Source organism: Bradyrhizobium zhanjiangense, assembly GCF_004114935.1.
GTDB classification, from domain to species: Bacteria; Pseudomonadota; Alphaproteobacteria; order Rhizobiales; family Xanthobacteraceae; genus Bradyrhizobium; species Bradyrhizobium zhanjiangense.
On record NZ_CP022221.1, the window covers coordinates 6,204,534 to 6,217,309 of the forward strand.

At 63.8% G+C, this 12,776-nt stretch carries 13 protein-coding genes; 3 read left to right on the forward strand and 10 right to left on the reverse strand.

Annotated elements, in window-relative coordinates:
• The first annotated feature begins 9 nt into the window (after positions 1-9).
• Together XH85_RS29870 and XH85_RS29875 are read left to right on the forward strand one after the other, a co-directional pair.
• On the forward strand, positions 10-1,041 hold the full coding sequence (locus XH85_RS29870; protein ID WP_128934688.1) for a class II aldolase/adducin family protein: 1,032 nt from the start codon (positions 10-12) through the stop codon (positions 1,039-1,041).
• A gap of 189 nt (positions 1,042-1,230) precedes the next feature.
• Positions 1,231-1,431, forward strand: coding sequence for a hypothetical protein (locus XH85_RS29875; RefSeq protein WP_245473177.1), 201 nt, complete (start codon positions 1,231-1,233; stop codon positions 1,429-1,431).
• Between the two features lie 29 nt (positions 1,432-1,460).
• Here the strand turns inward: XH85_RS29875 and XH85_RS29880 are convergent, their stop codons facing one another.
• The 10 genes from XH85_RS29880 to XH85_RS29930 form a co-directional block, all read right to left on the reverse strand.
• Positions 1,461-2,468 carry a formate dehydrogenase subunit gamma gene (locus XH85_RS29880; RefSeq protein ID WP_128934689.1) on the reverse strand — a complete coding sequence of 336 codons (1,008 nt, stop codon included), beginning with the start codon at positions 2,466-2,468 and terminating at the stop codon, positions 1,461-1,463.
• 31 nt (positions 2,469-2,499) lie between these two features.
• A complete protein-coding gene (fdh3B, locus tag XH85_RS29885; RefSeq protein ID WP_091887497.1) occupies positions 2,500-3,096 on the reverse strand; it encodes a formate dehydrogenase FDH3 subunit beta in 597 nt (198 codons plus the stop codon).
• An 11-nt stretch (positions 3,097-3,107) separates the two neighbouring features.
• Positions 3,108-6,050 carry a formate dehydrogenase subunit alpha gene (locus tag XH85_RS45430; RefSeq protein WP_164940855.1) on the reverse strand — a complete coding sequence of 981 codons (2,943 nt, stop codon included), beginning with the start codon at positions 6,048-6,050 and terminating at the stop codon, positions 3,108-3,110.
• Positions 6,051-6,052: 2 nt separating this feature from the next.
• On the reverse strand, positions 6,053-6,271 hold the full coding sequence (locus tag XH85_RS29900) for a twin-arginine translocation signal domain-containing protein (RefSeq protein WP_091887502.1): 219 nt from the start codon (positions 6,269-6,271) through the stop codon (positions 6,053-6,055).
• Between the two features lie 29 nt (positions 6,272-6,300).
• Positions 6,301-7,080 (reverse strand): molecular chaperone TorD family protein, encoded by a 780-nt coding sequence (locus XH85_RS29905; RefSeq protein WP_128934691.1) that lies wholly within the window; start codon positions 7,078-7,080, stop codon positions 6,301-6,303.
• A gap of 121 nt (positions 7,081-7,201) precedes the next feature.
• On the reverse strand, positions 7,202-7,825 hold the full coding sequence (locus XH85_RS29910) for a DUF3306 domain-containing protein (protein ID WP_128934692.1): 624 nt from the start codon (positions 7,823-7,825) through the stop codon (positions 7,202-7,204).
• Positions 7,822-8,337: a DUF3305 domain-containing protein gene (locus XH85_RS29915; protein ID WP_128934693.1), complete on the reverse strand. Its 516-nt coding sequence runs from the start codon at positions 8,335-8,337 to the stop codon at positions 7,822-7,824. The genes XH85_RS29910 and XH85_RS29915 overlap by 4 nt, the downstream gene beginning before the upstream one ends.
• Complete coding sequence (locus tag XH85_RS29920) at positions 8,334-9,341, reverse strand: DUF6352 family protein (protein ID WP_128934694.1); 1,008 nt, start codon at positions 9,339-9,341, stop codon at positions 8,334-8,336. The genes XH85_RS29915 and XH85_RS29920 overlap by 4 nt, the downstream gene beginning before the upstream one ends.
• Positions 9,338-9,877, reverse strand: coding sequence for a DUF6505 family protein (locus XH85_RS29925; protein ID WP_128934695.1), 540 nt, complete (start codon positions 9,875-9,877; stop codon positions 9,338-9,340). Before XH85_RS29925 ends, XH85_RS29920 begins: the two co-directional genes overlap by 4 nt.
• Positions 9,874-10,596, reverse strand: a complete 723-nt coding sequence (locus tag XH85_RS29930; protein WP_245473808.1) for a biotin/lipoate--protein ligase family protein — start codon at positions 10,594-10,596, stop codon at positions 9,874-9,876. Before XH85_RS29930 ends, XH85_RS29925 begins: the two co-directional genes overlap by 4 nt.
• 183 nt (positions 10,597-10,779) lie before the next feature.
• Between XH85_RS29930 and XH85_RS29935 the strand changes: the two genes are divergently transcribed.
• Positions 10,780-12,750, forward strand: a complete 1,971-nt coding sequence (locus XH85_RS29935; protein WP_128934696.1) for a 4Fe-4S binding protein — start codon at positions 10,780-10,782, stop codon at positions 12,748-12,750.
• Positions 12,751-12,776: the final 26 nt, after the last annotated feature.

Genomic DNA, 12,776 nt, shown 5'->3' on the forward strand with positions numbered 1-12,776 from the left:
AGGCGCGCGATGCAACAGCAACCTGCCCTGCTCCATGAGCTTCGCCGCATGTCGGCGCGCGTCGGCCGCAACATCCTCCTGGTCCAGGGCGCCGGCGGCAACTCGTCGATCAAGCATGACGACCTGCTGTGGGTAAAGGCCTCCGGCACCTGGCTTGCGGATGCCGAGCACAAGGACATCTTCGTGCCGGTCTCGCTCGGTGCGGCACGCGCGGCGCTGTCGCAAGGCGACGAACGGGTGCCCCTCGCGCCTGGCGCCGGCACGGCCTTGCGCGCCTCGATCGAGACCTCCCTCCATGCGCTCATGCCGCATCCGGTCGTGCTGCACGTCCATTCGGTCAACACCATCGCCTGGGCGGTGCGGACCGATGCGCGCGCCGAGTTCGCCGAGCGACTGGATGGACTGGCCTGGCGCTGGCTCGATTATCATCATCCGGGACTGCCACTGGCCAAGGCCGTAGACCATGCGCTGACGCAGGACAGAGTAGATGTACTGGTCCTCGGCAATCATGGCCTGGTGGTCGGCGCCAAGACCTGTGCCGGCGCAGAGGCGCTGGTCGACGAGGTCGAGAGCCGCCTCGCGCTTGCGCCGCGCTCCGCAATTGGCGCAGATGAAGACGCGCTTCGTTCAATCTGCGGCGGCACAGGGTATCGGCTGCCAAAGGATCCGCGATCCCATAGCATCGCAATCGACTCTTACAGCCGCGCCATTGCGACCGACGGGTCGCTCTATCCGGACCATGTGGTCTTTCTCGGTTCGGGCCTGCCAGTTCTGAAACAAGGCCAGGATCTTCGCGCCGAGGCATCGCGGATGCAGGCGGACGGGATGCCGCAGCCGGTCGCGCTGCTCGTACCGGGTCTCGGTTGCATCGTTCGCAAGGACGCGAGCGACGGCGCCGAGGCGATGCTGAGCTGTCTCGCCCTGGTGACCGGCCGCCTACCTCTGACCGCGCAGGTTCGCTATCTGACGCGGGAGAATGAGTGCGCGCTGCTGAATTGGGATGCCGAGCGATATCGTCAGCAACTGACCGCAAATCGCTGACCGGCAGAAACGGAACAATTCCGTAACTTTGGTCGCGAAGCTTCGCGCGGTCTCGGCCGGGCTCCTGCCCGCGCGGGCCTCGCGGCGCGCGGCCATACTATGGAACCGCTGGCTGTGAAGTGGCTCACACCGCGCAAGACGGTTGAGGTGTATCTCTCGTGTCGGGTGGAATGGCAGACGGAGATGCGCATGAAACGTCTCATGCCCTCGCTCATCGCAGCCTTGCTTCTTGCCGGTGCCGCCAGCAGCGTGCTCAGATCGCACGTACTGCATATCGGTCAGAGCAGCATGCCATCCATCAAGGAACTGCAGACCGGTCAGGCCAGCAAGCTGCCTGAGCTGGAGATGCAGGACCGCTCTGTCCTGTTTGCGAGAGAGCCGGCTCAGTAGAACGTATCTCGGCTTTCAGGCTGTCCGCCTTACTCGGCCGCCGCGGTCGCGGGTTGAGGCTGTCCGTCGTTCGGACCCGTTCGCGCCGTCTGCTCGTCGAGCCAGAGACGGTGGTGCTCGCGGGCCCAATTGACGTCGACGTCGCCCGAGCCCATGGCCTCGAACGCACCTTCCATTCCAATGGTGCCGATATAGATGTGCGCGATCATCGCCGCGACGAACAGCACAGCCACGATGGAGTGGACGATCTGGGCCAGCTGCATGCCTTCGATCCCCGTCGTGTAGAACGGGAACATGAGGACATAGCCGCTCGCAGCGACGAGACCGCCGCCGATCACGACGATCCAGTAGATCGCCTTCTGGCCGGCGTTGAAGCGGTAGGCCGGCGGATGATCATGCCCGACGATGCCGCCGCCTCGCTTCATCCACGCGACGTCCACCTTGTTCGGAATATTGCCGCCGATCCACATCAGAAAGATCAGAACGACCCCAATGGTGAACGGGAAGCTCAGATAGTTGTGGGCGTACTTTGCCCATTGCGACCATTCGGAGAAGGCCTCGAAGCCGATCAGCGGCAATAGCAGCGGTCGCCCAAAGGTGATGTTTAGTCCGGAGATCGCCAGAATGATGAAGCAGGTGGCGGTCATCCAATGCACGAAACGCTCATAGATGTTGAAGCGCACGATGGTGCGGCCGGACCGTCCGCTTTCGAGGCGCACCATGCCGCGGGTGAGATAGAAGATCACGATCACCGCCAGCATGCCGATGATCGCGATGCCGCCGATCCAGCGCAGGGTGACATTGTGGAACTCGCGCCATTCCCGCCCCTGCGGCTGCTCGAGAACGCCGGACCTCTGATCAGGGATGCTGACGCGGCCCTGGATCCGGTTCAGTTCCTGCAAGAGCTGCTGCTCCTTGACCGAGCTTGCGGTCGGATTGACCTGCTGGGCGCCTACCGGTGCCGGAGCTGCCACGATGAGGAGGAATAAAGCACCGGCCCCGACAGCCGCCCGAACGAGTTTTGCAAACGACACCATGAGCTCCTCCTCAATGTTCGCGCGACCTTCGTCAGGATTCGATCGTCTCGCGATAGGCCGTCTTCCACCCCCAGGCACCCGAACCGTAGCCGCGCTTCATCACACGCTCCTTGTAGATCTGCGCGATGATCTCGCCGTCGCCTGCGAGCAGCGATTTTGTCGAGCACATTTCGGCACACAGCGGCAGCTTGCCCTCGGCCAGCCGGTTCGCGCCGTATTTCTCGTATTCCTCCTTGCTGCCGTCCGCCTCCGGACCGCCGGCGCAATAGGTGCACTTGTCCATCTTGCCGCGGGAGCCGAAATTGCCGACCTTCGGATATTGCGGCGCGCCGAACGGACAGGCGTAGAAGCAATAGCCGCAGCCGATGCAGAGATCCTTGGAGTGCAGCACCACGCCGTCAGCGGTGGTGTAGAAGCAGTTCACCGGGCACACCGCAGCGCACGGCGCATCGGTGCAATGCATGCAGGCCATCGTGACCGAGCGTTCGCCCGGCTTGCCGTCATTGATGGTCACAACGCGACGCCGGTTGATGCCCCAGGGCACCTCGTGCTCGTTCTTGCAGGCGGTGACGCAAGCGTTGCACTCGATGCAGCGATCGGCGTCGCAGAGAAATTTCATACGTGCCATCGTCGTTACTCCTAAGCCGCCGCGATTTGGCAGAGAGTGACTTTGGGCTCCTGCATGCCCGTCGCGGGGTCGTATCCGTACGTGGTGATCGTGTTGGCGCTTTCGCCGAGCACGATCGGGTCGGTGCCCTTCGGGTAATTGCCGCGAAGATCCTTGCCCGCGAACCAGCCGCCGAAGTGGAATGGCATCCAGGCGACGCCCTTGCCAACGCGCTCGGTGACGAGCGCTTTCATCTTCGCCCTGGAATTGTTCTCTGCACCCGTGACCCACACCCAGCCACCGTCCTTGACACCGCGCTCGGCGGCATCGGCAGGATTGATCTCGATGAACATGTCTTGCTGCAATTCGGCAAGCCACGGGTTGGTGCGGGTCTCCTCGCCGCCGCCCTCATATTCGACCAGACGGCCGGACGACAGGATGAGCGGGAACTGTTTTGCAATTCCCTTCTCTACCGCTGCCTTCTGCACGGAGAACCCGATATTCGGCATCCGGAACTGCTTGGCGTCGGGCAGCGTCGGATACTTGGCGACGAGGTCGACGCGCGGCGTGTAGATCGGCTCGCGGTGAACAGGGATAGGATCGGGCAAGCCGAAGGCATTCATGCGCGCCTTGCCGTTGCCGTAGGGAACGCAGCCATGCGCCAGCGCCACACGCTGGATGCCTCCCGACAGGTCGAGCGCCCACGACACCGTGTCCGGATTGGCGGGATTGATCTTGTTGATCACGGCCATTTCCGCTTCGGTGAGCTCGGTGTCCCAGCCGAGCTTCTTCAGGCTTGCCAGCGTGAACTCCGGATAGCCGTCCTGAATTCCCGAACCCAACGAGTACGAGCCGTCCGCGAGCAAGCTCACCTTCCGCGTCGTGCCGTCCGGCAGCTTCTCCTCACGCTCGATGCCGAACCGCGGCCGGAACGTGCCGCCGCCGTCCATCACATTCAGATTGGTGTTGTAGAGCAGCGGCGTGCCGGGATGCTTGACCTCAGGTGATCCCCAGCACGGCCAGGGCAGACCATAATAGTCGCCGCCGACCTCGGGATCGTCCTTCGGTGCCCGCATGCTCAGCATGTCGAACTTTGCCTGGTTCTTCATGTGCGCCTTGAGGCGCTCGGGCGATTGCCCGCAATAGCCAGTCGACCAGCTGCCGCGGTTCATCTCGCGCAGCACATCCTCGGCTTCAGGAAGATTGTTTTCGACTTTGATTTTCTTGAACATCTGGTCGGCGAAGCCGAGCTTCTTCGCCATCAGATAGATGACCTCGAGATCATCCTTCGATTCAAAGATCGGCTTCACGATCTGCTCGCCCCATTGCAGCGAGCGGTTGGAGGCGACGCGCGACCCCTTGCATTCGAATTGCGTGGCGACCGGCAGAATGTAGACGCCATCCTTGCGGCCCGCCTCCACGGAAAGCGACGCCCAGGTCGTCGGATGCGGGTCGGCAATGACGAGCAGCTCGAGGGCCTTCAGACCCTTGAGGGACTCAGGAATGCGGGTGATGCTGTTGGAGGCGTGTCCCTGCACGAACACCGCCTTCACGTTGTCTTTCTGCGCGACCTGATCCTTGGGCAATGTCACTGCCTCGAACCAGCGGGTCAGCGGAATGCCGGGGGTTTCCATGATCTGCTTGGAGTCGAAGCGGGACTTCAGGAAGTCATAATCGACCTCCCAAACCCGCGACCAATGCTTCCAGGCGCCTTCGGCGAGGCCGTAGTAGAACGGCAGCGTGACGATATCGAGCCCGACATCGGTCGCGCCCTGCACGTTGTCATGACCACGGAAGATGTTGGCGCCTGCGCCGGCCTTCCCGACATTGCCGGTCATCAGGAGCGCAATGCAACTTGCGCGCACGTTGGCGGTGCCGACGGTCTTCTGGGTCTGGCCCATGGCCCAGATGAGGGTTGCCGGCTTCTCGGTGGCGAACATCTTGGCGACGCGCTTGAGCTGCTCGCCGGGAATGCCGGTGACTCGCTCGACTTCTTCCGGAGGCCATTTCTCAACCTCTTTCTTGATGTCGTCGAAACCGTAAACGCGCTGCCGGATGAACTCCTTGTCCTCCCAGCCATTCTGGAGAATGTGCCACATCATGCCGTAGAGCACCGGGATGTCGGTGCCAGGGCGCATCCGCACATATTCGGTCGCGTGGGCCGCCGTACGCGTCAGGCGCGGATCGATGACGATAAAGTTGGCCTTTTGCAGCTCCTTGCCCTCGAGCAGGTGTTGCAGCGAGACCGGGTGCGCTTCGGCCGGATTGCCGCCCAAGATGACCTGTGTCTTCGCATTGCGGATATCATTGTAGCTGTTGGTCATCGCGCCGTAGCCCCAGGTATTGGCGACGCCGGTCACGGTGGTCGAATGGCAGATGCGAGCCTGATGATCGGTGTTGTTGGTCCCCCAGAACGCACCGAGCTTGCGGAACAGGTAGGCGCCTTCGTTGGTCATCTTGGCCGAGCCGAGCCAATAGACGGAATCGGGGCCCGACTTCTCACGTACAGCTTGAAGCTTGTCTCCGATCTCGTTGATCGCGGAATCCCAGGAGACGCGGGTCCACTGCCCATTTACCAGCTTCATCGGATAGCGCAGCCGCCGCTCGCTGTGTACGAGTTCGCGCACCGAGGCGCCCTTGGCACAATGCGAGCCGCGATTGATCGGCGAATCCCAGCTCGGCTCCTGGCCGATCCAAACGCCGTTCAAGACTTCGGCCGTCACCGTGCAGCCAACGGCGCAATGCGTGCAGATGTTCTTGTGGATGGTCGCACCTGCGGTGAGCGGACCAGCCATTGCTGCTTCCGCTTTGCGCACGCTGCCGACCGGCAAGGTGCCGAGCGCGGCAAGCGCACCGCCGGCAAGACCGGATTTGCGCAAGAAGCTGCGGCGGTCGAGACCGCCGGCCTGCCCCGCAAGGGACTCGACAACGGAGCCGTGGCGCGGGGAATGCTGGTGTGTTCGCTTGATCAGCACGGTCAGCCTCCCTTGGCCGGATAACGATTGACGCGATAAAACGCCTTGACGTGGTCGGATTCCTTGTAGCGCGCCTTGCGCTTCTCATCGTTGGTCTCACTGTCGGCCTGCGCCGACCCGACCAACGGTGTCGCGAGTGTCGCACCGACACCGACCGTGCCGATGCTGACCTTGCGCAGGAAGTCGCGGCGTCCCACTGTGGCCTTCTTGTCTTCACTCATCGCATCTCTCCTGGACCTGCGCGTGCAGGTCAGTTGGCGAATGTGAATGCTTCCGTCTCGATCTCGATAAAGGCGCGACCGAGCGCGCCGACCGCCCGATAGAAATCCGCGTTCCCGGCGCTCTCGATGTCCGCGAACAGCCGCCCCATCCACGGCGACACATGTTTCTCGAAAAAATCGCGCTGTGCCTCTGGCGAGGCACCGAAGTGCCCGTCGGCAAGGCCCGACATGATCTCGCAAATGATCGCGGCGTGATCCTCGGGTTCGGAATTGTTGGTCAGCCGCTCGATGCCGAGCCTCGTCAAGTCTCCTCGCAGGCGCGACAGCGGCCGTTCGTTGAGGAAGCCGGTGAGATAGTACGAGGCATAAGGCAGCAATTCGCCGCGACCGAGCCCCACGAACAGATCAAAATATTCGCGCTCGACTTTCGCTGCGACCGCGCTTGAGGCGACGTCGGCGAGCGCTGCATGCGCGCGGCCGAGTGGCGTTGCGTCGCCACTCAATGCCGCAAGCTGCTCGAGCAATCGTTTCGACGGCGGCGCGGACAGCAACGTTGCTAGCAACGCGTATTCCTGCGCGCGCGCAGCATCGACGGAATCGACAAGCTCTGCTGATACGGCTTGTTCGCTGTAGAGATCGGGCCGCAAATCGTTGCGCGGAATACCGGTCGCGGTTTCGACTGCAACCACCCGTTGTGCAGGCACGCGGGTCCAATTCGAGACGGAGGGTTGGCTGATACCGATTTTGCGCGCAAGCTGGGCAATGCCGCCTGCGGCATCGATTGCGCGATCAAGCCCGTCATCACGCACGTGGACCTCCCATCCGAGTCCCGTCTGCTTGATTATTGCTTTTGTTACAAAGCGCTAAGGAAATCGTAACCCCGGTTCCGCGGACGGTCAATAATCCGTCCATAGCCTGAGCCTATAGCCTTTAGTCGTGCTGCTCGCGCGGCAGTGCACCACCGTGATTACGGCGCCTCACGGGCTCAGCGAAATCCGCAGATCTGTCCGCGACTGTCGGTTGCACCGCAACAGAGATTGCCGGCCGTTCCGTCGCGTCCGATGTCTCGACAACGTCGGATGCGGCCGTCGCGTCGGCTTGATGCAATTCCGCCGAAGGATTCGCTGTTTCAATTGAAGTCTCGGGGAGGGATTGGACCACCTCACGCACCCCACCGACGATGCGATCGACGAGTGCGGCCAGCTGTTCCGACGAGCAATCCAGCGGCCCAAAACCCGGCATCGCGGTCGGGTCGTTGAAGTCCCATGCATTCTCCGCAAGCCCGACGAAGTCGCGAATGGCGGGATCGGTCGCCCAGGCGCGGCGAAGAGCCGCACGGCTCAACTCCGGTGGAATACCCTTGCTCAGGAAGGCGGTGATGTCGGTCGCAGCATTGATCTCATCGATCGACGGCAGGCTCGAGAGATCGAACTCGCTATCATCGTCCTTGCGCTCGGGCGGCAGCGTGGGCTGCGCCGCGGCAGGCTTCGCCGGCTCCGCCCGCGCTTCGCGTTTGCGGCGGGACCAACGTGCAAGGAACTCCTCCTCACTCATTCCTGTCCGCCTTCATGGTCGCGGCGCGCCAGCGCCTCCGGATCAGCGCGGCCCCGCTTGCGTTTGACGAACTCCCGCTCGACATGGTGCTCGGCCACGAACCTTTCAATTGCTTCGCGCAACACCTCCGGCATCGGCACGGCCTCGACGAGATTGTCGGCGGCTTCGGTAAAGCCCTCGCCCTCAGCGGGGTCGGCGGTAACCGCAGTAAGGGTATAAGGCCAGGCGCCTTCCGAGGGCGACAGCACAGTCCAGATGCTCGGACTGCCGGAGGCGAGGTTGTCGCGATAGCGCGCCGTCTCGGACGGATAGAGATCCACGGTCGCGCTTCCCGCATAGAACAGGGTCGTGCCGTCCTGCTCGCGAAGCACGGTCCAGGGTTGTGCCGCCGGCTCGTCCGGCAGAACGGCAATTCCGCGCCAGATGAAGTCAACCCAGGGCGAGTCGGCCTTGCGCCGCTCGACGACGACGCCAACGGAGATGGACGCTAATGGCGATGCCGCCGGGCTCATGTCACCATCTCCAGGCGCTTCACCGGCAGGCCGGTCAGCAGATTTTGTGGCTTCATCCGGAGCTTCTGATCCTCCGTCATCGACAGGATCAGGTAGATAGGTTCGTCCCCGACATCGTCATGCGCGCGGCTTGAATCCGCAAAAGTCAGCCGGAACAGCGCGAGCACTCGGTCGGCGCTGCGCTGGTCGAGTTCCTCGCCGTGCCACAGACGGTCGCCGAGCCCAGTGGCGTCGGCATCGAGCCCGACATACCAGGTGAGCTTTGCCTCCTGCAACGCACGCAGCGGCTCGATCGTGACGTCGAGGCCAAGCAGGTGGGAGATCCATCGCGTCATCGCCTGCGCCAGCGCAGCTGGTCCACGTCCGCCGGCCGTGAGGTCAAGGGCCATGTCGAATTGGTCGCTGCGCTGCCAATAGGCCCCGGCATTCTCTTCGTTCAGCACATCGAGCACCGCATCGGTGGTGGCGCCCAGCATCGACATCAGGGAGAGCACCGGGGTCGGACTCCGGCCGCCGACTATCTCCTCGTCGCCAAGCAGCAGGGCCTGCTCATGCGGCAAAATCCGTTGGACCCGGAAGAACAGCTCGGCCGCGCGCAGCACGAACGGATCGTCGCAGCCGTCGAGCGCGTTGCGCAGGATGACATGTACGAGCTGGTTGACGAACAGTGGCGGCAGGCCGTTCGCGCCTGATCGCACCGATGCAAGATAGGCGGCTTCGAGCGTCGGATGCCGCAACAGGAGATCGCGGAATGCCAGCACGAATTGCCAGTTCTCCCGTGCGTCGGCATCGGAAATTGCGGCAATTTCGTCGGCGCCGACCGCCTGACGCGGATCGGCGAGCAGTTCGCGGTGCAACCGGCGTTCGATCGGACATGCATCGGCCGGCGGCATCAGTTCGGGACGGGCAAAATAGGCCTTGAGGAATTCGTCGGTGACGCACAGCCCACCGCCCTCGTCGCGATCGAGCAGATGATGGCCGCAGGCGATCCAGAAATCGTTCATCTGACGGTCGGCTCCCGGCCCAGATCCGCAAGCCTGAGATCGCCCTCAGGCTGGACGTCGTCGTCCAATTCCATGAACGAGAACGCCTTGCCGTGCCCCTGCCCTTCGCGGAGCTTTAGTCGGCGAAAGGACTCGCGCACCTCGCCATCGCTTGAAGCCCGGTGCACTGCAATAAGCGAGCTGACGGGATGGGTGCACAGCGACTGCGAGAACGCCACCTCCTCTTCCGCGGCGGTCATCGCTGTCGCCATGTCCGGCGCACCGAAACGATCGACGAGCTGCCTGGCAAGGAGATCGACCAGGCTGCGGCAATCATCCTCGGTCGCCGGAACGATCTGCGCCAGCGTCGACCAGCCCCAGGATTGCACGCCGAGGAACCCGCCGCGAAACGCCGCGCGCGCCTTGCCCTCGAGCTTCGCACTATCGCAATCCCAGAAGCGGAAAGCACCGGAGACGGCCCATTCACCCGGCTCCGCCGCCACATCGAACAGGAAGGTGTCGGAGGGATCGAGCGCGATAGTACGCAAGAGCTTCACAGCCGCGGCCCTCCGAGCGCCGGATCGAGCCAGGATGGAGCCAGAAGCGCCTGCACGAGGTCGCCACGTTCGATCTCGCCCGCCCCAATCCGGCGCGTGAGGAGATCGCCGCGATCGTCGATGCGCTGGACGGTCTGCCGTTCGCGGGGCACACGGGAAAGATATTCGCGCGCGACGCCATCAAAACCGCCCGCCTGCCAGTCATCGAATGCCAGCATCAGGTGCCGGGCAAAGCTCTCCGTGATCTGCGCCGCACCAGCCTCGCCAAAGCCTTCCTGGTCGAGCGCCGCGGCGAGCGGGTGAACACCCCGCTCGTCCTCGTTCATGGCAACCGTCCGGATCATCGCGCCGAACACCAGCCATGGCGGCGGCTCCTCCTCAATGGCCGCGAGAGGCCAACCCATGCGCCCGCCGCCGACCAGCCCTCCGTCGATCCTGACGGCATCCGGCCATCCGATCGTGATGGGCTTGCTCGGCGGTGCGTAGGCACGCAAGGCATCGGTGAGCGCGACCATGCCGGCGTAGAACGCGCGCCGCGCCGTACGGAAGGGCTCGGCTGGCTCCAGCACCACGGCGAACTCCGCCAGATCAAAGCGCCCGACATAGACGAGCGTTCCGGCGCCGCTCTCCGGTGCAATGCGGCATGCGTGGGCAAAAGCGTCGCCACTCTCGCGCAGCCGCACCAATGTGAACGGCGGCGGCAGGTGGATCGGTTCCACCAGGGAAACGTGGCTGACTGGGATCGACGGCAGGCCGTCCTCCGCTTTCCTTTTCTTCCCGATGGATAATGTTCTATACGAGGCGAAGGGCCGGCGCGAGTCCGTCGTCGGTACCGGATTGGCGGAGGGGTTAACCTGGAGCAGCCATCCAAGACCGTCCTGATCTGCTCGTGCGAAGACACGATGCGTCTCGACGCGGCCGCGATTCAGCGCGGATGTCCCAACTGCGAGATCAAAAGCTTTCGCCATCTCTGCGGCGCCGAGCTCGATCACTTCCGCAGCGCAGCGGCCGCCGGAGGCGCACTGACGGTCGCCTGCACGCAGCAGGCCGCGCAATTCACTGAGGAGGCCGGCGAACGGCCTGATGCGATCAGCTTCGTCAACATCCGCGAAACCGCCGGCTGGTCTCGCGACGGCGCGCGCGCCGGCGCGAAAATGGCTGCCCTGCTCGCATCCGCCTCCATCCCGGCCCCGGACTATCCGCTCGTCACCTTGTCGAGCGAGGGCGTGGTCCTGATCTACGGGCGCGATGAGGCCGCAATCGAAGCCGGCCGCCTGCTTGCCGATCACCTCGACGTCACGGTGATGCTGAAACAGCTCGACGAGATGATGCCGTCCGCTGCAACGGTCTTCCCGATCGTGAAGGGCACGATCCGCTCCGCAACGGGACATTTCGGCGCTTTCGAACTTGCGATCGACGATTATGCGCGTCCCCGCCCCTCCTCGCGCAATCGCTTCGTACTGGACGCGCCGCGAAGCGGGGTCACCTCGCGCTGCGATATCGTGCTCGATCTTTCCGGCGGGATGCCATTGTTTCCTGCCCACGAGCTACGCGACGGCTATCTGCGCGCAGATCCGAACGATCCCGCCGCCGTGCTCCGCGCCGTGCTGACCGCGCGAGACCTCGTCGGCAGCTTCGACAAGCCGAAATATGTCGACGTTACGCCCGCTCTTTGCGCCCATTCGCGCTCGAAGCGCACGGGCTGCCATCGCTGCCTCGATCTCTGCCCAACCGGGGCGATCACGCCCGTCGGCGATCATGTCGCAATTGATCCGAACATCTGCGCGGGATGCGGCCAATGCGCCGCTGCCTGCCCGACCGGCGCGGCATCTTATGCACTGCCGCCCGCCGATACGCAGCTTCAAAGAATTCGTGCCATGCTACTCACTTACCATGAGGCCGGTGGCACGAATGCGGTGTTGCTCTTTCATGACAGCCCGCACGGCACGCCCCTGATCGATGCCCTGGCGCGTCATGGCGACGGCTTGCCGGCGAACGTGCTTCCCTTCGCCGTCAACGAGATCACGCAGCTCGGGCTGGAGGCGGTCGTCGGCGCCTTTGCCTATGGCGTATCGGCGGTACGGTTCCTGCTGCGCGCAAAGCCGCGCCACGATGTGACCGGACTGTCGCAGACGATCGCCATGGCTGAAGCGATCCTTGGCGGCCTCGGCTTTGAGGGCCACCGCGTCACCACCATCGAAACGGATGATCCCGACGCGCTCGGCGAGCAGTTGGCTGCTATCGGCATGCTCGCGGCCGTCGCTGCGCCCGCGACCTTCAAGACCGTCGGCAAGCGGCGCGACCTTTTGCGGTTCGGGCTCAGCGAGTTGCATCGCCTGGCGCCGAAACCGGTCGACGTGATCGCCCTGCCGCAGGGTGCGCCTGTGGGCGCAATCAGCGTCGATACCAGCGGCTGTACCCTATGCCTCTCTTGCGTCTCGGCCTGCCCGACCGGCGCGCTTCGCGACGATCCCGAGCGGCCAGTGCTGAAGTTCGTCGAGGACGCCTGCGTGCAATGCGGCCTGTGCCAGAGCACCTGTCCGGAAAAAGTCATCAGCCTCAAGCCGCAGATCGATTTCCGCGCGGCCCGTGCCTCCGCCGTGATTATCAAGGAAGAGGAGCCCGCACTCTGCGTCCGCTGCGGCACGGCCTTCGGCGTCAAGAGCACGATCGACCGCATCGCCGCCAAGCTCGAAGGCCGGCATTGGATGTATCCGGCCGGCGACAAGCGGATCGCGGCACTCCGGATGTGCGCAGACTGCCGCGTCATCGTCATGAGCGAACAGCAATTCGATCCGTTCAAGGGCGTGCCGGAACGAACGCCACCGCGAACGACAGATGACTATCTCCGCCAGCGCGATGGCAAGAACTAGACGAAGCGGATATCTTCGCAGGATCG